The sequence below is a fragment of the Mesorhizobium sp. BHscii genome (genome assembly GCF_053848065.1).
In genome coordinates this window covers 109,981-127,969 of sequence record NZ_JBSPKW010000006.1, presented here as the reverse complement: position 1 = coordinate 127,969, position 17,989 = coordinate 109,981, and the positions used below count along the sequence as shown (strand labels likewise).

Below are 17,989 nucleotides of genomic sequence, written 5' to 3'. Positions count from 1 at the left end.
CAACGATGCCTATTTGAGCGCCATCGAAACGATGGAGGACTACCATGAACCCGATCCGTGCTTTCCGTAACTGGCGCATGTACAATGAAACCGTGCGCGAACTGAACCGCCTGAACGCCCGTCAGCTCAACGACCTCGGAATCAACCGTGGTGACATCGAGAGGATCGCCCGCAAGGCGCTTTGATCTCAAGCGTGATCTCGCCTGAAAGCATCAAGCCGCTTTTTCGCGACGTGGTGCTTCGGTCCGAGATCATGCTTTAGAAGCCAGAGCCCGCAGCAGACGGGTTTCCCGTCGCCGGTTCCGAGCCCGCTGGACCCTGTCCGGCGGGTTTTGTCGTTTTGAAGTCCGTGCAGCAGCAGCTGCGATGATCGATCGGTGCCACGAAGGCGCCGGCAAGATGCTGCAAAAAGCTCCACGCCCCCAGCGGCGTAACACTCCCACAAGCTTCTGCATTCTCCGGTCCTGCAGCCATGCTTACGACAGTACCTTCCAAAACCGTTGCGAAACGGCAACGGAGTGGTTATATACGCAGCGAATTTCCCATTTTGGTGGCTCTAAAACCACCGCCCGCGCGGGAACGCGGGCGAACGAGAAGGATATCTCATAATGGCCAATACGCTGCTGATGCCCAAGGCGACCGCCGTCTGGCTGGTCGACAATACCGCGCTCTCCTTCGAGCAGATCGCGCAGTTCTGCGGACTGCATCCGCTCGAGGTCAAGGCGATCGCCGATGGCGAATCGGCGCAGGGCATCAAGGGCATGGACCCGATCATGACCGGCCAGCTGACCCGCGACGAGATTGCACGTGCCGAGAAGGACCCGAACCATCGGCTGAAGCTGTCCGACCCCAAAGTGCGGGTGCCGGAATCCAAGCGCAAGGGTCCGCGCTACACGCCGCTGTCGAAACGCCAGGACCGGCCCAACGCCATCCTCTGGCTGGTGCGTAACCATCCCGAGCTGAAGGACGCGCAGATCGCGCGCCTCGTCGGCACCACCAAGTCGACGATCGACCAGATCCGTGACAGGAAGCACTGGAACTCGGCCAATCTGCAGCCGATGGATCCGGTGACATTGGGTCTCGCCTCGCAGATCGACCTCGACATGGAAGTCAACCGCGCCTCGCGTGGCCGCGAGCAGGCACAGCCGGCCGGCGATACGCTGCTGCCGGCGGCATTGACCGAGCGCCTCGTGCCGGCAGCGGAGAAGCCAAAGGATGAGGATGCGGAGCTCGACGCCAACGCGGTCTTCGCCAAGCTTTCGGCGCTGAAGTCGAAGGACGAGGATAAGGACGACGAGGAATAGGTGAGGGCACCTGCCTTCTCCCCTTGTGGGAGAAGGTGGATTGGCGCGCAGCGCCAGACGGAAGAGGCCGTTGGAAGAAACGCCAACGCCGCGATCCGTCCAGCACCCCTCAGCCAACCGAGCTTCGCTCGGCCACCTTCTCCCACAAGGGGAGGGGGAAGACGTCACCTAATTTAGGTTCGCGCGGCTCGGTCCGGTGCCATGCCGTAATCCTCGCTGCGCTCAACCGCACGATAGAAATCGGCGAGCTGCTTGCCGCGCTCCGGCTTGAAGACGCGGCCGGCTATGACCACCGAAGCGATGCGATCGATACGGAAAGCGCGGAAATCGTCGCGCATCTCGCACCAGGCGACCAGCGTCCACACCTTGCCCCAGAACCACAGGCCCAATGGCCTGATGTCGCGCGCGGTGCCGCGGCCTGCTTCGTCGGAATAGTCGATAGTCAGCACCTGGCGTTTTTCCACTGCGCGCTCGATCAGGTCGATTGCTTCGCGGGCGGCGTCGCTCACCACCCACATAGGCGTGTGGATTTCGGTGCGGGCGATGCGGTCCTTTTCTGCATCGGGCAGCACGGCGCCGATCTTGACCAGCGCCTCGTCGGCGGCCCGCGCCATGGCAGCGCCGCCAAACGCGCGCACCATGCGGGCGCCGGCGACCAGCGCGACGATCTCGTCACGCGTGAACATCAGCGGCGGAAGGTCGAAACCCTCCCTCATCATGTAGCCGACGCCGGCCTCGCCGTCGATCGGCACGCCCGTCGACTGCAGGTCGGCGATGTCGCGGTAGATGGTTCGCTCGGAAACCTCGAGCCACGTGCCCAGCTTCTGGGCGGTGACCAGACGGCCACCGCGCAGATGCTGCACGATCTGGAAGAGCCTGTCGGCGCGACGCATCGTATGGTCCCTCGGTGTTGTTTCTATGCATGTCGTTTTGCCAAAACCGGTTCCCACTTTTGGGCGACATGCATTATGGTTCGAGCCCTTCGCGCTTGCGCTGCGCGGCGACGAAAGCCGCGCCGAAGGACAACTTCCCTGTTGTCGGCGTCTTTGCATCCAGCACCCGCCAGAACGGCGCGATGTCGCTAAGCGTCATGCCGCGTTCCAGATCCTCGTTGGCGGCCTCGGCAACAATGCGCAGATGATAGCCGATAGTGACCGGACATGTCACTTCGGCACCGTGCTCGATGGCGAGCGCGGTGCGCAATGCGCGGACGTCCATGTCCACGCCCTCTGGGATGGAGCGGATGAAATCATCGACCTGCCGTGCCGTCGGCACCAGCATCGGCTGGCCTTCGACGACGTCGCCAACAGTGCGCGGCGTCGGCTTGATACCGTTGGTGCCCCGCGTGTTCAGCCTGTCGTTCCAGCTCTTTACCATGCGCCACCTAAACGAAGAGCCCAAAGCTGTTGCCGTCCGGGTCGAGGCAATAAGCGAATGTGCCGGCCGGAATGGAGATCGCCGGCGAGACGATCTGCCCGCCGTTCTGCCTCACCCGTTCCATGGCGTCCTCGATCGGTGCGGCAACCGACAGATGGATGGTCGGGCCATTTCCCGGTGCCGCGGGTTTCCCTGGGTAGATGTGCCCGGAGGCCGTTCGGTCCTCGGCGGCGAACATGGCCATCGGGTTCGGGCCGCTCTCCTCCAGAATGAGATCGTTCTGGAGCACCGACCCATAAAAGGCGCGCGCCCGATCCATGTCGGTGACAGGAATCTCGAACCATGCCGAAGCTTTTGCAGGGATGAAGGCCATGTCTGTCTCCTGATACTGCCGGACTATTGCACGCCGCTCCTGACACCATACTGTCAGGAGGCTTCAGCATATTCCCCTTCAGCGTACTCCTTGGCGAACAGCATACGCATCTCAGCAAGGTCGCTGCTTCTCTGGGGATAGAGCGTCTTCAAATAGGCAAGAGCGAACGTGCCGGGAGCCGAACCCGGTGCGGACACGATGCGACCGTCGGCGACCGCATAGGGCACGTCCTGATAGTTCTGGGCGCCCGGGTAACCCGGTTCCTTTTCGTTGATCCAGTCACGACCATTGCTGGTGTGTTTGGCCTTGTCGAACAAGCCGGCACGTGCCAGTGCCAAGGTGCCGGCGCAAATGCCGCCGACCACGCCGCCACGCGCTGCGACCGCTGTCAGCAGCCGGGAGACATCAGGCGGGGCATCGACCCACTGGTCGGAGCCGATGACCGCCACAGCGTCGAGATCGGTGTTTTCATCAACCTCGGTGGAACGGTCGGGCGTCAGCATAAATCCGCTGGCCGAAGTCACCGGCTTTCCGCTCGGCGTCAGCGACACCGCGCGTGCGCCGAACCATTCGACCGCCGAAGCCGCCAGCAGCCCGTATTCCCAGTCGGCGAAGCGATCGATGAAAAGAACGCCGATGGTTTTCTGTTCGGACATTTCCTGCTCCGTCTTTCCGTCCGCCGGACCTGTTTATCTGGGCGCCGTGGCAGTCCGCATCCAACTGCTGCTGCGAAGAAATCGCCTCAATGGCCGCGGCCGTGGCGGCCTTCGTAATTATCCGGCCAACCGATGTCCTTGCGGATGCTTTGCGGCAACCCGTTCATGAAACGCCGGGTGCGGATCTCGTTGCGCATCGTCCTGATCTTGCCGACATAGTGCTGCACGCTGCGCAGAATGGTAAAACCGTTCATAGCTGGTCTCCTCTCTTTCGATGGAGACACTATCGCACACCCCTCCTGACAGCAGTCTGTCAGTAGAATGATGGCTTCGGTGATGCTGCCGGTTTTGCCTTCCCGAGCTCGCCGGTGCGCGGCACGCCGGCTTGTTCATCGCAGGTCGCTATCAGCGTCGAGATCGTTCAGCTTGCAGCGACGGACTGTCGGAATTCGCATCCTTCTGCGATAGGGTCGGCGTTCTGATATTGAAGGAGAAAAATTTTCCGTAAACCAAGGAGACGACCATGGGCCTGCAACTGACGGGAATCCACCACCTGACCGCTATCACCGCGAATGCGCCCGGAAACCTTCGTTTCTACACGAGGACCTTGGGCCTGCGACTAGTCAAGAAGACGGTCAATCAGGACGACACGTCGGCCTATCACCTTTTCTATGCCGACGCAGAGGCGACGCCTGGCACCGATCTTACCTTCTTCGATTGGCCGGTCGGACGCGAACGGCGCGGCACCAACAGCATCGTCCGGACCAGCCTGAGGGTCGCCAGCCCCAAAAGCCTTGCCTGGTGGAAGCAGCACTTGTCCGGCGAGACCGTGGCGACGGGAGAGATCGGCGATGTCGGCGGTTACCCGTCGCTGGATTTCGAAGATCCAGAAGGCCAGCGCCTGCGTCTCGTCAGCGATGGCAGCAAGGGCGACAGTCATCCCTGGGCTCAAAGCCCGGTCCCAATCGAGCACCAGATACGCGGGCTCGGGCCTATCGTGATCAGCGTTCCCGACATCACCAACACCGAAGCGGTGCTGACCAGGGTCATGAACATGCACAAGGCGCGGGATTATGTCTCGCCGGATGGTCAGGGCCAGGTTCATGTCTTCGAGATGGGAAAAGGCGGCCCGGCGGCGGAACTTCATGTCGCGGTGCAGCCGGGCCTGGCGCCGGCACGGCAAGGTGCCGGGGCGGTCCACCACGTCGCGTTCAGGGCGCCGGACCGGGAGACCTTGCATCAATGGACGGCACGGCTGGCCGAATTCCGCCTGCCGTCAAGCGGTGAAGTCGAACGATACTACTTCCGTTCGCTCTATTTCCGTGAGCCGAACGGCATATTGTTCGAGATCGCCACCGACGGCCCCGGGTTTACGGCCGACGAGCCGCTGGAAACGCTGGGCGAAAGGCTGGCCTTGCCGCCCTTCCTCGAACCAAAGCGGGCCTCGATCGAGGCCGGCCTCAAGCCGCTGGCCTAGCACCCCTCAGCGCTATGGCGATCTGGCATGAGCGGAGCGCTGTGACAGCCGGCCGTGATACTAGAGCGCCGCGCGTCTTCTGGACGCGCAAAGGACGCTCCAGCACCTTTGAATCTACGCCTCGTGCTTTCCGAAAATCGATTTCGATTTTCGGGCCGATGCGCTAGTCAAAAAGCGGCATGTCGAAACTCCTCGCGCTCGTTATCATTGCCATGATGGTCATCCAGCTGATCAAGCCGCTCGGCTGGCCGGGGCTGAAGCGGCGCAGCGATTTCTGGAAGCTGGCGGTGCTGGCGATGGCGGCGATTTCGATAACAGCGGCGCTGGGGCATTGGACGTAGAGCTGGCGGCCTCGCTACGCTACGCGTGGTTCGTTGGCCAGCACCAGGTCGACGAGATGTTCCGCCCAGGCCCGGTAGCCGGCTTCCGAGGCATGAAATCCGTCGGAGGCAAAACCGGCTTCGGCATCGGTGATCGGCAGGCGCGGCGCCGGCACTGCGCCGCGTTCGAGGCAGAGGCGCTCGCCCATCCGGTTCATCTCGGCGGCGCGGATCTCCAGGATCGTTCCAAGCAGCGGCGGCATTGCCGGCGCCCGGGTGAATTCCAGCACCGGCGACCACACCACGCGCGCCTCAGGCCATTTGGCTCGCAGCGCGTATAGCAGGCCGCCAAAATCGCTTTTGAAGCGTGGCACCGAGTGAAAGTTCTTGGTGTCGTTGGTGCCGATGGCGAGCACGATATGCGTCCAAGGATCAGCCGACAGATTGGGCAGCACATGGTCGCGGATCTGGCCTGAGGTCGCCGAGTTGAAGCCGGCTGCCCGCCAGCGCACCGCACGGCCAGTGCGTTGCGAGATCAGCTCGGCCAATTGCGCGGCCAACCCGTACTCGGAATTGCCGATGCCGACCGAAGCGGCGGAAGAATCGCCAAGCATCAGAAGCGAGATCGCTGGCGCCTGGCCTGATATCTCGTGCATGACCGGACCTTGCGCCGGCAGCATGCGGGTGGTGCGGCGGCGCACGCCGAGTCCCTGCCAGACATAGACTGGAAAGGCGAGCCAGGTGAGGAGGGCAAGAAAGCGCTGCATCGCAAACCGTTAATGGGGAAAGTCCGTTAAAGGCGTGGCGAGCAGCACTTAGCGCATATCGGGCTAAAGGCGAAAGATCTTGCGTCGGCTGCCCGTCGTCAATGGTAACAGGCGTCCTGCATCTCGTGCCTGTCTGCGTATTCATCGTGCAGCCGCACCCAGTCCATCAGGCTGTGGTAGGGACCTGTCTCGTTGCGGCCTTTCGGCGTCAGGTCGAGATAGTGATAAGCGCCGATCAGCGGATCGCCGCCCCTGGAGCGCGACATGAAGGTCAGGAAGATGTCGCCGTTCTCGTCCCTGTAGAACACGCTGATGCCGGGAAGGTCCTTCGATTTCAGCGCGCGCTGCTCGAAATTGTAGGTCGTGTCGCCTGATTGGATCTGTTTGTCGGTGAAGGAAACCTGCATGTCGAAGTTGAAGTCCGACGCGTAGGACGACACCCAGTCGAATTTCCACCCCATGCGCTGTTTGTAGGGCAGAAATTCGGCCAACGGCGCCCGCGAGATCACGACCAGCGACACATCGTGGTGCTTGAGGTGCTGGTTGGCGCCGTCGATATGGTCGGCGAGGAAGGAACACCCTTCGCAACGATAATCGGCGCCCGGCCCGAACATAAAGTGGTAGACGATCAGCTGGCTTGCGCCTCCGAATAGGCCGGCCAGTTTCTTCGGGCCCTGTTCGGTCTCGAAGACATAGTCCTTCCGGATCTTCAGCCAGGGCAATTCCCGCCGTTCGGCAGCGATGCGGTCGCGAAATCGCGTCAATTCCTTCTCGCGGGCCAGATGCGCCTTGTGCGCCTGGAACCAGTCTTCCCGTGAAACGATCTTGTTGTTTGGCATGAGTCTGCTCCTCTTTGAGCCCAAGGACGTTTGGGGCTCAACGCAAGCCGACACGGCCTTCGGTTTTTTGGAGCATAATTGAACCCGGGCACATGGCCCGGGTTCGGACGAAGGCAGAAAAAACCGGTCAGGCGGCCTGTTCCAGGTCCGGCTGCCATTTTCCAAGTGCGGCCAAATGGTTCATGTGGGCGCGGTGGGCGAAGGCGGCCTGGGCAGCGGCAACGTTGGCCGCCTTGCCGCTCCAGGCCTTCTGTGGCGCCGCCTGCAAGGCGCGGCCATAGGAAAAGGTCAGCTTCCATGGATGCGGGCCGATGGCATTGATGGCATTGAGGTTGGCGGTCGCCTCCTCGTCCGATTGCCCGCCCGAGAGAAAGGCGATGCCGCCGATTGCGGCCGGCACCGTTTCGCGGAACAGTCTTATGGTCTTTTCGGCGACTTCCTCGGGGCTGCTGGTCTTGCCCGACTTCTTGCCGGCGAGAACCATGTTCGGCTTCAAGATGGTGCCTTCGAGGATGACGCGGGCCGCGTAGAGCTCGGTGTAGAGTTTTGTCAGCGTTGCCTTGCTGATCTCGTAGCAGGTGCCGATGTCATGGGCGCCATCCATCAGCACCTCCGGCTCGACGATCGGCACGATGCCGGCCTCCTGGCAAAGCGCCGCATAGCGGGCGAGCGCATGCGCATTCGAACCGATCGACGTGGCTGAAGGCACGCCCTTGGCGACGTCGATGTCGATCACCGCACGCCATTTGGCGAAACGGGCGCCGAGCTTGTAGTAGTCGGCGAGCCGCTCGCGCAGGCCGTCGAGGCCTTCGGTGATCGTGTCGCCAGGGAAACCGGCGAGAGGCTTGGCGCCGGCATCGACCTTGATGCCTGGAATGGCGCCGGTCGCCTTGATCATGTCGACCAGCGGCGTGCCGTCGGCGGCCTTCTGGCGGATAGTCTCGTCGTAGAGGATGACCCCGGAGATGTATCTGGTCATCGCCTCCTTGGCGCGGAACATCATCTCGCGATAGTCGCGGCGGCTGTCGGCGGTCGATTCGACGCCGATCACGTCGAAGCGCTTCTTGATGGTGCCGGAGCTTTCGTCGGCGGCCAAAAGACCCTTGCCGTCGGCCACCATCGCGGCGGCAATGTCCTCGAGACGTTCGCTCATTGTGCATCCTCCTGAACCGTTTGTTCCAACCTAGCAGACCACTAGAGCAAGGCAGGTTCAAGTCGAACCATTCCAAGCGGAAAGCTCGAATCGATTGAAAGGCGCAAACGCCCCTCGTTCGCCTGTCGCCCCAGGGCCTCAGCGCTTCAGCACATCGACACCGGGCAGCGGCTTGCCTTCCATCCATTCCAGAAAGGCGCCGCCGGCGGTCGAGACATAGGTGAAGTCGTCGGCGACGCCGGCATGGTTGAGTGCTGCCACCGTGTCGCCGCCGCCAGCCACCGAGACCAGTTTGCCGGCCTTGGTGCGGGCCGCGGCGTGCTTGGCTGCCGCCACCGTCGCCCGGTCGAACGGTTCGATCTCGAAGGCGCCGAGCGGACCGTTCCAGACCAGCGTCGCAGCGCGGTCGATCCAGTCGGCAACGGTCTTCACGGTCTTTTCGCCGACATCGAGGATCATCCCATCGGCCGGCACCTCTGATATGGCGACGGTTTCGCTGGCGGCGCCCGCCTTGAATTCCCCGGCGACGACACCGTCGACCGGCAGGATGACGGCGCAGCCGGCTTCGGCCGCCTCGATCATGATCTGCTTGGCGGTCCCGGCGAGATCATGCTCGCACAGCGATTTTCCGACATCGGTGCCGCGCGCGGCGAGAAAGGTGTTGGCCATGCCGCCGCCGATGACCAGCGCGTCGACCATCTTCACCAGATTCATCAGGAGGTCGATCTTGCTCGACACCTTGGCGCCGCCGACGATGGCGACGACAGGGCGGACGGGATTGCCGAGGCCCTTTTCCAGCGCGTCGAGTTCGGCCTGCATGGTACGGCCGGCGAAGGCCGGCAGCAGGTGTGCAAGCCCCTCCGTCGACGAATGGGCGCGGTGGGCGGCGGAAAAGGCGTCGTTGACGAAGATGTCGCCATTGGCGGCGAGCTTTTCGGTGAAGGCCGCGTCGTTCTTCTCCTCGCCCTTGTAGAAGCGGGTGTTTTCGAGCAGCAGCACGTCGCCGTTGTTCATGGCGGCGACGGCGCTTGCCGCTGCGTCGCCGATGCAATCCGGCGCGAAGCCGACAGGGCAGCCAAGCACCTTCGCGCTCGCCTTGGCGATCGGCTCAAGCGAGAATTCGGGCGACGGTCCATCCTTGGGCCGGCCGAAATGGGCAAGCAGGATGACCTTGGCGCCCTTGCCGGAAAGCTCGGCGATGGTCGGCGCGATGCGCTCGATGCGGGTGGCGTCGGTCACCTTGCCGTCGGCGACGGGAACGTTGAGGTCGACGCGCACCAGCACACGCTTGCCGTCGATGTTGCCGATGTCGTCCAGTGTCTTGAAGCCGGCCATGCTGTTCCCTTTCGCGAAAAATCGCCGGGACCTTACCCCGCATCAACGACGATGCAAGACCTGCTATGGTGCTACGCGGAAAATATGACACGGCATGTGTCGGGAGCAGTCAGCCCTCGTCGGTTGCCCTTTCCACCGCCGGCTGTGGAGACCGTTCCGCGTCGTCCGGCGCCTCGGCACTCTGCTTTTTGATCCGCTTGCGCCAATTGCGCACAAAGCCAGCGACGCGGTCGGCGATCTCGCCAGCACTCAGGAACACCGGCACCCGTGCCACCGGCGCGGTCGGCTCGAGGGAAAGACCGAGGCCCGTGATCTTGCCTTTGTCGTCGACATCGCGGACGATCAACTCGATCGGACCAATCAGCACGCGGTCGGCATATTCGGCATGACCGCCGAGCCGCTCCGTCACCAGGTCGCCGACGGTCAGCTTGCGTTCCTCCTCGGTCAGGCCCGGCGCGTAAGCGGCTTCAAGTTCCGCGGCGGAGCGCGCCGGATCGACGGCGAAGGCGCCGAAGAAGTCCGCGTCCTCGGGATCGACCACGGCCCGGCTGGCGAACAGCTTGTCGAGCAGGGCTGGATAGCGATCCGGCACGAAAATGTAGACATGGTCGCCGGCGGCGAGCCTGCCCATGTCCTGGAAGCGCATCGAGCGCCCGTCGCGCAGCACCAGCGACGGCCGGGCCCAGCGCGGAATGCGCTCGCCGCGCGCCACCGGGCTGCCGGGTGCTACGCGATAGGCGAGAAGCTCGTGATGGGCGGAGCCCGGCAATTCGAGCTCGACCTTGTCCAACGGGCCTAGGCGGGCCGGCACGATCAGGCCGAGGCGGCGTGCCAGCGGTCCGACGGTCCATCCCTGGATGACCAGCGACACCAGCACGACGATGAAGGCGGTGTTGAAGATGAGACGGCCGTTCTCAAGTCCGCCAAGCAGCGGCGTGATGGCGAGCAGGATCGACACGGCGCCACGCAGACCCACCCATGAGACGAAGGCGACTTCCGGGCGCGGCAGACGGAACGGCATCAGGCAAAGCCAGACGGCGATTGGCCGCGCCACGAATATCAGGAACAGGCCCAGCAGCACCGCCGGCAGCAGGATCGCCGGAAATTGCGAGGGCGTCGCGAACAGGCCGAGGACCAGGAACATGATGATCTGTGCCAGCCACGACATGCCGTCCTGGAAGCGCTTGAGGATGGTGACGGCGCGAATGTCGGAATTGCCGGCAATAAGGCCGGCAATATAGACCGCCAGAAAACCGGAGCCGCCAATGGCGCCGGCGGCGGCGAACACCATCAGCGACAGCGTCAGCACGAAGATCGGCAGCAGCCCGTGGTCGAGATTGAGCCGGTCGACAAGACGCACGATGGCGAGGCCGCCGAAAATGCCGACGATGGCGCCAAGCCCCATATTGAGAAGGAAGCCGAGGACGAGATCCGTAACCAGCACCCTGGCCTCGGGACTGGCGTTGGCGGCGGTGATCTCGACCAGGCTGATGGTCAGGAAGATGGCGATTGGGTCATTGGTGCCGGATTCCACCTCGAGCGTGGAACGCACGCGTTCGCGCAAATTGATCTCGCCGGCGCGCAACAGGAAGAACACTGCTGCCGCGTCGGTCGAGGCGACAGCAGCCCCGAGCAGGAAGGATTCCAGCCAGCTGAGATCGAGCAGATAATAGGCGACGACGCCGAACAGGCCAGTGGTCAAAAGGACACCGATGGTCGCCAGCGACAGTGCCGGTCCGGCCGCCTGGCGCAATGCGTTGAGCGGCGTGCCGAAACCGGAATCGAACAGGATGACCGCGAGCGCCAGTGAGCCGGCAAAATAAGCCAGCCGCGCATTGTCGAACTGGATGCCGAGGCCGTCGGTTCCCGTGGCCAGGCCAATGCAGAGAAACAGCAGCAAGAGAGGGGCGCCGAAGCGGAAGGCGATCAGGCTCGAAAACGCGGCGGCGACGACCAGTGCGGCGCCGACCAGCGTCACGAGATAGATCGCATGCTCCATCCGCCAATTGCCCCTCGAATTCGTGTTCCTCTCGCTTTACGGGAGAGTGAGGCGAAGACATGACCGGTGCAAGGCGTGAGGGTGGTTTTTTGCCCTATGCCGCTGATTATTGAGTGTTTTGGCGTTCAAGGCGCAGTCTTGCCAAACAAACCGTTAGAGCGTCGTTTGCGCATCCAAAAGGGCGCTGGGCGCTCTCATGAAAACGCCCGGACAGAGCCGGGCGTTTCCAAGTCGCGAGAAGATGGTTCTGCGATCAGGCGATGGTCTTGCCGAAGGCGACTGCGGTGTCGGCCATGCGGTTGGAAAAACCCCATTCATTGTCGTACCAGGACAGCACCGAAACGAAGTTGCCGTCCATGACCTTGGTCTGGTCGAGCGCCATGATCGAGGAATGCGGATCGTGGTTGAAGTCGATCGACACGTTCGGGTGATGGGTAACGGCGAGGATGCCCTTCAGCTTGCCGTTGGAGGCGGCGATCACCGCCTCGTTGATCTCCTGCACGGTCGTCGGCCGCTTGGCGATGAACTTGAAATCGACAACCGAGACGTTCGGGGTCGGCACGCGAATGGAGATGCCGTCGAGCTTGCCCTTGAGATCGGGCAGCACCAGGCCGATCGCCTTGGCCGCACCGGTCGAAGTCGGGATCTGCGACAGGGCCGCGGCGCGGGCGCGGTAGAGATCCTTATGCATGGTGTCCAGCGTCGGCTGGTCGCCGGTGTAGGAGTGGATCGTCGTCATCATGCCCTTCTCGATGCCGACGGCCTCATGCAGCACGGCTGCCAGCGGTGCCAGGCAGTTGGTGGTGCAGGAGGCGTTCGAGATGACGATGTGGTCCTTGGTCAGCTTGTCATGGTTGATGCCATAGACGACGGTGAGGTCGGCGCCCTCCGCCGGCGCCGAGACGAGGACGCGCTTGGCGCCGGCGGTCAGATGCGCGGCGGCCTTGTCGCGGGCGGTGAAGATGCCGGTGCATTCGAGCGCAATATCGATGCCGAGCTCCTTCCACGGCAACTGCGTCGGGTCCTTGATCGCGGTGACCTTGAATTTTTCGGTGCCGACGGTGATCTGGTCACCGTCAACCGTCACTTCATGCGGGAAGCGGCCATGCACGCTGTCGAAGCGTAGCAGATGCGCGTTGGTTTCGACCGGGCCGAGGTCGTTGACGGCGACGACGTCGATGTCCTTGCGGCCGGATTCGTGGATGGCGCGCAGGATGTTGCGGCCGATGCGGCCGAATCCGTTGATGGCAACTCTGACGGTCATTTTTCTCTCCCTGGGAGTTGGAGGCCGAAGATCAAGTCCGCAGCTTCATAACGGCGGGCTGGCAAAGAATCCAGCCGTCGATGGGTTGGATTTAAGTCCACCAGACGGAGGCTGCCCGCAAAACCACTATGCGCGGTTTCGCGGGCGCCTGGCTTTTACTCGCCGCGCAGGCGGGCTTCCGCCGCCTTCACCGTCGCTTCGGCGGTGATGCCGAAATGCGGATAGAGCTGTTCGATCGTGCCAGAGGCGCCGAACCCAGTCATGCCGATGAAGATGCCGTCGGTGCCGATGAAATAATCCCAGCCTTGGCGAATGCCGGCTTCGATCGCGATCTTGATCGGCGCGTTGCCGATCGTCTTCTTGCGATAGTCGGCGCTCTGCTTGTCGAACAATTCGAAGCACGGCACCGAGACGACGCGGGTCGGATGGCCGTGCTTTTCCAGCGCCTCGCGCGCCGCCAGCGCGATTTCGACCTCGGAGCCCGAAGCGAAGATCGTCACCGCCGCATCGCCATTGGCGCCAGCCAACTCATAGGCGCCCTGGCGGCTGAGGTTTTCCGCAACAAAGTCGTTGCGCACGGTCGGCAGGTTCTGCCGGGTCAGCGCCAGCGTTGAAGGCGTCTTTTCCTGCTCGATGGCCAGCTGCCAGCATTCGGCGGTCTCGACCGCGTCGGCCGGACGGAAGACATTGTGGTTCGGGATGGCACGCAGTGCGGCCAGATGCTCCACCGGTTGATGGGTCGGGCCGTCTTCGCCGAGGCCGATGGAATCATGGGTCATGACGAAGATCGAGCGGATGCCCATCAGCGAGGCAAGCCGCATCGCCGGACGGGCGTAGTCGGAGAAGCACATGAACGTGCCGCCATAGGCGATGAGGCCGCCATGCAGCGTCAGCCCGTTGAGGGCGGCCGCCATGCCGTGCTCGCGGATGCCGTAGTGAACGTAGCGCTGGCCGTAATCGTCTGATGTGATGTTCTTGGTCTGGCTGGTCTTGGTGTTGTTCGAGCCAGTCAGGTCGGCCGAGCCGCCGATCGTTTCCGGCACCGCGCCGTTGATGATCTCGAGCGCCATTTCCGACGATTTGCGGGTGGCGACCTTCGGTTTGTCTGCGGCGAGTTTCTTCTTGTAGTCGGTGAGGACGGCGTCGAAATTCGCTGGCAACGTGCCACTGATGCGGCGCTCGAATTCGCTGCGCAATTGGGCGTCGGCCTCGGCAAGGCGGCCTTCCCAGTCGGTGCGTGCCTTGACACCCGTCTTGCCGGCGTCGCGCCAGGCATTGAGGATGTCGGCAGGAACCTCGAAGGGCGGATAGTCCCAGCCGAAGAACTTCCTGGCGCCGGCGATTTCCTCTGCGCCGAGCGGAGAACCGTGCGCCTTGTTGGTACCCGCCTTGGTCGGCGCTCCGAAGCCAATCGTGGTCTTGCAGGCGATCATCGTCGGTTTGTCGGAATGGCGCGCCGCCTCGATAGCATAGGCGATCGCTTCCGGGTCCTGGCCGTCGATGTGGCTGGCGTTCCAGCCGGACGCCTGGAAGCGAGCGACCTGATCGGTGTTGTCGGCCAGCGACACTGGGCCGTCGATCGAGATGTTATTGTTGTCCCAGAAGACGATCAGCTTGTTCAGCTTGAGATGCCCGGCAAGTGCGATGGCTTCCTGGGAGACGCCTTCCATCAGGCAGCCGTCGCCGGCCAGTACATAGGTGTAATGGTCGACGAGGTCGTTGCCGAAAGCGGCATTCATGATGCGCTCGCCGAGTGCGAAGCCGACCGAATTGGCAAGCCCCTGGCCGAGCGGGCCGGTCGTCGTCTCGATGCCGGCGGCATGGCCATATTCGGGATGACCCGCCGTCCTCGATCCCAACTGGCGGAAATGCTTGATCTGGTCGAGGGTGATGTCTTCATAGCCGGTCAGATAGAGCAGCGAATAGAGCAGCATCGAACCGTGGCCGGCCGACAGAATGAAACGGTCTCGATCGGGCCAGTGCGGGTTCTTCGGATCGTATTTCAGGAAACGCGTGAACAGCACCGTGGCAACGTCGGCGCAGCCCATTGGCAGGCCGGGGTGGCCGGACTGGGCCTTCTCGACGGCGTCCATGGAAAGAAAACGGATCGCATTGGCCATCCGGTCATGTTGTTCACGCGAGGTCATGCTTCCTCCAGTGTGGGGGGTTGGGGCCTTGGGAGCGCCCTTGAAAAGCGTGCGCGACACATAGCAGGCGCGGCTTTTTAGTCAACAAACCGGCGCGCTTTCGCCGATCTTGTTAGTCAATAAACCGGCGCTTTTGCCGGTCTTGTGATGGCGCCAGAAGGGCCTTGGGGGCTCTACATTAGCGTTAGCAGGGGACAGCCGCGAGAGCTTTATTGACGTTGGCTTCACACGGCGGGTAATGTTTCAGACATAACGCGTTCTGAACGTGGATGATTCGGTGATGGGCAGGGCGCAGGACGAAAGCCATGACCGGGGAAACGACACTCAAAGAAGTCATCGCGAGGCTGGGTAAGGCCATCGAGGGGCTGGAAAATGCCGTCGCGGCCAAGCTCGAGCACGAGCGCGACTATACGGAAGCCGAGGCGGAGGTGCAGCGCATGAACGCCGATCGCTCGCGGCTGGCGCAGGAACTCGACAATTCCGAAGCGCGCGCCGAACGGCTGGAAGACGCCAACAAGGAAGTGTCGCGTCGGCTGGTGACCGCCATGGAAACCATCCGCGCCGTGTTGGACAGATAGGGACTGGACAGGTAGGCCAATGGCACAAGTCACGGTTTCCATCGACGGCAAGCAGTATCGCATGGCTTGCGACGAGGGCCAGGAAGAGCATCTGATCGACCTTGCCGAGCGCTTCGACCGCTATGTCTCGCATCTGAAAGACTCATTCGGCGAGATCGGCGACCAGCGGCTGACCGTGATGGCCGGCATCATGGTCATGGACGAGCTTTCGGAACTGCAAAAACGCGTCAAGGGCATGGAAAGCGAAGTGCTGACGCTGCGCAAGACGCGTGACGACGCGCTGACCAAGGCCGACAAGAACGATTCGGTGCTGACCCAAGCGCTTGGCGCGCTCGCCCAGCGCATGGAAGATCTGGCGACGACGCTGGCGGTGAACAAGGCCTGAGCCAGCGCAGCCAAAATTCCTGCTGCATTTGCCGAGAAGCAATGAAAATTTTTCGCCGCCGGCCTCGATGCCGGTGCAACAGGCGTTTGAAGGATGACGCGGGAGTGGTAGAAAGGCAAAAGCAACGCCGGTCAATGCCGGCTCCAATCACAGGGTAGGGACACGTCATGAGCCTTCGTATCAACGATATCGCGCCGGATTTCACGGCGGAAACCACGCAAGGGACGATCAACTTCCACGAATGGATCGGTGACGGCTGGGCGGTGCTTTTCAGCCATCCGAAGAATTTCACGCCGGTCTGCACGACCGAGCTCGGCACGATGGCCGGCCTGGAAGGCGAGTTCAAGAAGCGCGACGTCAAGATCATCGGCATTTCCGTCGATCCGGTCGAAAGCCATGGCAAATGGCAGGATGACATCAAGAAGGCGACCGGCCAATCGGTGAACTATCCGCTGATCGGCGACAAGGACCTCAAGGTCGCCAAGCTTTACGAGATGCTGCCGGCGGGTGCGGGCGAAACCTCGGAAGGGCGCACGCCCGCCGACAACGCGACGGTGCGTTCGGTCTACGTCATCGGCCCCGACAAGAAGATCAAGCTGGTTCTCACCTATCCGATGACGACCGGCCGCAACTTCGATGAGATCCTGCGTGCGATCGATTCCATCCAACTGACTGCCAAGCACCAGGTGGCGACGCCGGCGAACTGGAAGCAGGGCGAGGACGTCATCATCACCGCCGCCGTTTCCAATGAGGACGCGATCAAGCGTTTCGGCGCCTACGAGACGATCCTGCCGTATCTCCGGAAGACCAAGCAGCCCTCAGCCTGAGCGGCTAGACGGCACGGAAGGATTTTCGGCCTTTTTGCCTCGGCGAAGCATGCGGTGCTTGACGGCGTGGCGCTGGCGAACGACCATGCTCTTCTTTTACCCCGGCAGGGAAAACCATTCCTGCCGGGTGGGCGTTGAGGGAGCCGAGATTGGACGCGACATCGGCCAAGCTGCAGGTGGCAGGCTTTTACGACAAGCCGAGCGGGTCCATCCAGTATGTCGTCGCCGACCCACAGACGCGACGATGCGCAATCATCGATCCCGTTCTTGATTTCGATGAGAAATCCGGCGCCACGGCGACGAAGAATGCCGACGCGATGCTCGAGTTCATTAGAGATCAACGGCTGGTCGTCGAATGGATTCTCGACACGCATCCCCACGCCGACCATTTCTCGGCGGCGCACTATCTCAACGAGAAGACAGGAGCGCCTACGGCGATCGGCGACAAGATTATCGACGTCCAGAAATTGTGGAAAGCGATCTACAACTGGCCGGATTTTCCTGCCGACGGATCGCAGTGGAACAGGCTGTTTGCCGATGGCGAGACCTTCTCGGTCGGCGGCATTCCGGCAAAGGTGCTTTTTTCGCCGGGCCACACACTGGCCTCGATTACCTATGTGATCGGCGACGCCGCTTTCATCCATGATACGCTGTTCATGCCGGACAGCGGCACGGCAAGAGCGGATTTTCCCGGCGGCAGTGCCGCGCGACTCTGGCGCTCGATCCAGGATATCCTCGCGCTACCGGACGAGACACGTCTGTTCGTCGGTCATGACTACCAGGCGGAGGGGCGCGAACCCTTGTGGGAGAGCACTGTTGCGGAACAGAAATCCAAGAACACCCATGTTGCCGGCTGCAGGACAGAGGCCGATTTCGTAGCGTTGCGCGAGGCACGCGACAGGACGCTGCCGATGCCGAGGCTGATCCTGCACGCGCTGCAGGTCAACATGAATGGCGGGCGCTTGCCGGAACCGGAATCCAACGGCCGCCGGTATTTGAAATTTCCGCTCGATTGCTTGTGATGAGATGGGTCGCTGGCACTACAACTCTATTTTAAACTCGGCCCCGCCCCTCATCGCCCTGCCGGGCACTTCTCCCCGTATAACGGGGAGAAGGACGCTTTCGCTGACGATTTCGCCAATTTTCGACGTTGCAAAAAGAGTGCCGGCGGTGCGATCTGCCTCTTCT

General features: G+C 62.4%; 20 protein-coding genes. 8 read left to right on the top strand and 12 right to left on the bottom strand.

The features are described 5' to 3' along the window. The first annotated feature begins 44 nt into the window (after positions 1–44). Entirely contained in the window at positions 45–185 is a 141-nt protein-coding gene (locus ACWTU7_RS11515) for a DUF1127 domain-containing protein (RefSeq protein WP_065011316.1), read from the top strand. A gap of 423 nt (positions 186–608) precedes the next feature. After that, positions 609–1,304, top strand: a complete 696-nt coding sequence (locus tag ACWTU7_RS11510; protein ID WP_029348739.1) for a DUF1013 domain-containing protein — start codon at positions 609–611, stop codon at positions 1,302–1,304. 173 nt (positions 1,305–1,477) lie between these two features. Here the strand turns inward: ACWTU7_RS11510 and ACWTU7_RS11505 are convergent, their stop codons facing one another. The 5 genes from ACWTU7_RS11505 to ACWTU7_RS11485 all read right to left on the bottom strand — a co-directional run bounded on the left by ACWTU7_RS11505 (position 1,478) and on the right by ACWTU7_RS11485 (position 3,964). After that, the gene (locus tag ACWTU7_RS11505; RefSeq protein ID WP_008873880.1) at positions 1,478–2,197 is read right to left on the bottom strand and encodes a helix-turn-helix transcriptional regulator; all 720 of its coding nucleotides are present in this window, start codon (positions 2,195–2,197) and stop codon (positions 1,478–1,480) included. A gap of 73 nt (positions 2,198–2,270) precedes the next feature. After that, positions 2,271–2,681, bottom strand: a complete 411-nt coding sequence (locus ACWTU7_RS11500) for a hypothetical protein (RefSeq protein ID WP_455838619.1) — start codon at positions 2,679–2,681, stop codon at positions 2,271–2,273. Positions 2,682–2,688: 7 nt separating this feature from the next. Next, entirely contained in the window at positions 2,689–3,054 is a 366-nt protein-coding gene (locus ACWTU7_RS11495) for a VOC family protein (protein ID WP_127210640.1), read from the bottom strand. A 53-nt stretch (positions 3,055–3,107) separates the two neighbouring features. Continuing rightward, positions 3,108–3,710 (bottom strand): DJ-1/PfpI family protein, encoded by a 603-nt coding sequence (locus ACWTU7_RS11490; protein ID WP_455838620.1) that lies wholly within the window; start codon positions 3,708–3,710, stop codon positions 3,108–3,110. An 86-nt stretch (positions 3,711–3,796) separates the two neighbouring features. Beyond that, the gene (locus ACWTU7_RS11485) at positions 3,797–3,964 is read right to left on the bottom strand and encodes a hypothetical protein (RefSeq protein ID WP_082982284.1); all 168 of its coding nucleotides are present in this window, start codon (positions 3,962–3,964) and stop codon (positions 3,797–3,799) included. Positions 3,965–4,233: 269 nt separating this feature from the next. On the opposite strand from ACWTU7_RS11485, the gene ACWTU7_RS11480 reads away from it, so the two are divergent. Continuing rightward, a complete protein-coding gene (locus ACWTU7_RS11480) occupies positions 4,234–5,187 on the top strand; it encodes a ring-cleaving dioxygenase (protein WP_455838621.1) in 954 nt (317 codons plus the stop codon). Positions 5,188–5,366: 179 nt separating this feature from the next. After that, complete coding sequence (locus tag ACWTU7_RS11475) at positions 5,367–5,528, top strand: hypothetical protein (protein ID WP_077380491.1); 162 nt, start codon at positions 5,367–5,369, stop codon at positions 5,526–5,528. A 14-nt stretch (positions 5,529–5,542) separates the two neighbouring features. Here ACWTU7_RS11475 and ACWTU7_RS11470 read toward each other — a convergent pair whose 3' ends face one another. The 7 genes from ACWTU7_RS11470 to tkt all read right to left on the bottom strand — a co-directional run bounded on the left by ACWTU7_RS11470 (position 5,543) and on the right by tkt (position 15,011). Then, complete coding sequence (locus ACWTU7_RS11470) at positions 5,543–6,274, bottom strand: SGNH/GDSL hydrolase family protein (protein ID WP_127212172.1); 732 nt, start codon at positions 6,272–6,274, stop codon at positions 5,543–5,545. A gap of 98 nt (positions 6,275–6,372) precedes the next feature. Next, the gene (locus ACWTU7_RS11465; RefSeq protein WP_029348733.1) at positions 6,373–7,113 is read right to left on the bottom strand and encodes a DUF899 domain-containing protein; all 741 of its coding nucleotides are present in this window, start codon (positions 7,111–7,113) and stop codon (positions 6,373–6,375) included. A 127-nt stretch (positions 7,114–7,240) separates the two neighbouring features. Continuing rightward, positions 7,241–8,266 (bottom strand): class I fructose-bisphosphate aldolase, encoded by a 1,026-nt coding sequence (locus ACWTU7_RS11460; RefSeq protein WP_455838622.1) that lies wholly within the window; start codon positions 8,264–8,266, stop codon positions 7,241–7,243. A 138-nt stretch (positions 8,267–8,404) separates the two neighbouring features. Beyond that, positions 8,405–9,601: a phosphoglycerate kinase gene (locus ACWTU7_RS11455; RefSeq protein WP_455838623.1), complete on the bottom strand. Its 1,197-nt coding sequence runs from the start codon at positions 9,599–9,601 to the stop codon at positions 8,405–8,407. Between the two features lie 109 nt (positions 9,602–9,710). After that, positions 9,711–11,600, bottom strand: coding sequence for a potassium/proton antiporter (locus tag ACWTU7_RS11450; protein WP_455838624.1), 1,890 nt, complete (start codon positions 11,598–11,600; stop codon positions 9,711–9,713). Between the two features lie 253 nt (positions 11,601–11,853). After that, a complete protein-coding gene (gene gap / locus ACWTU7_RS11445) occupies positions 11,854–12,864 on the bottom strand; it encodes a type I glyceraldehyde-3-phosphate dehydrogenase (protein ID WP_127208478.1) in 1,011 nt (336 codons plus the stop codon). Positions 12,865–13,019: 155 nt separating this feature from the next. Continuing rightward, a complete protein-coding gene (tkt, locus tag ACWTU7_RS11440) occupies positions 13,020–15,011 on the bottom strand; it encodes a transketolase (RefSeq protein ID WP_455838625.1) in 1,992 nt (663 codons plus the stop codon). Between the two features lie 305 nt (positions 15,012–15,316). Here tkt and ACWTU7_RS11435 point away from each other — a divergent pair, with 305 nt between their 5' ends. From ACWTU7_RS11435 to ACWTU7_RS11420, 4 genes are all read left to right on the top strand, one after another. Further along, entirely contained in the window at positions 15,317–15,589 is a 273-nt protein-coding gene (locus ACWTU7_RS11435) for a DUF4164 domain-containing protein (protein WP_023797069.1), read from the top strand. A gap of 19 nt (positions 15,590–15,608) precedes the next feature. Beyond that, positions 15,609–15,974: a cell division protein ZapA gene (locus ACWTU7_RS11430; RefSeq protein ID WP_023797070.1), complete on the top strand. Its 366-nt coding sequence runs from the start codon at positions 15,609–15,611 to the stop codon at positions 15,972–15,974. Between the two features lie 167 nt (positions 15,975–16,141). Further along, positions 16,142–16,801, top strand: a complete 660-nt coding sequence (locus tag ACWTU7_RS11425) for a peroxiredoxin (protein ID WP_455838626.1) — start codon at positions 16,142–16,144, stop codon at positions 16,799–16,801. Positions 16,802–16,950: 149 nt separating this feature from the next. Further along, entirely contained in the window at positions 16,951–17,823 is an 873-nt protein-coding gene (locus tag ACWTU7_RS11420; RefSeq protein ID WP_455838627.1) for an MBL fold metallo-hydrolase, read from the top strand. The last annotated feature ends 166 nt before the right edge of the window (positions 17,824–17,989 follow it).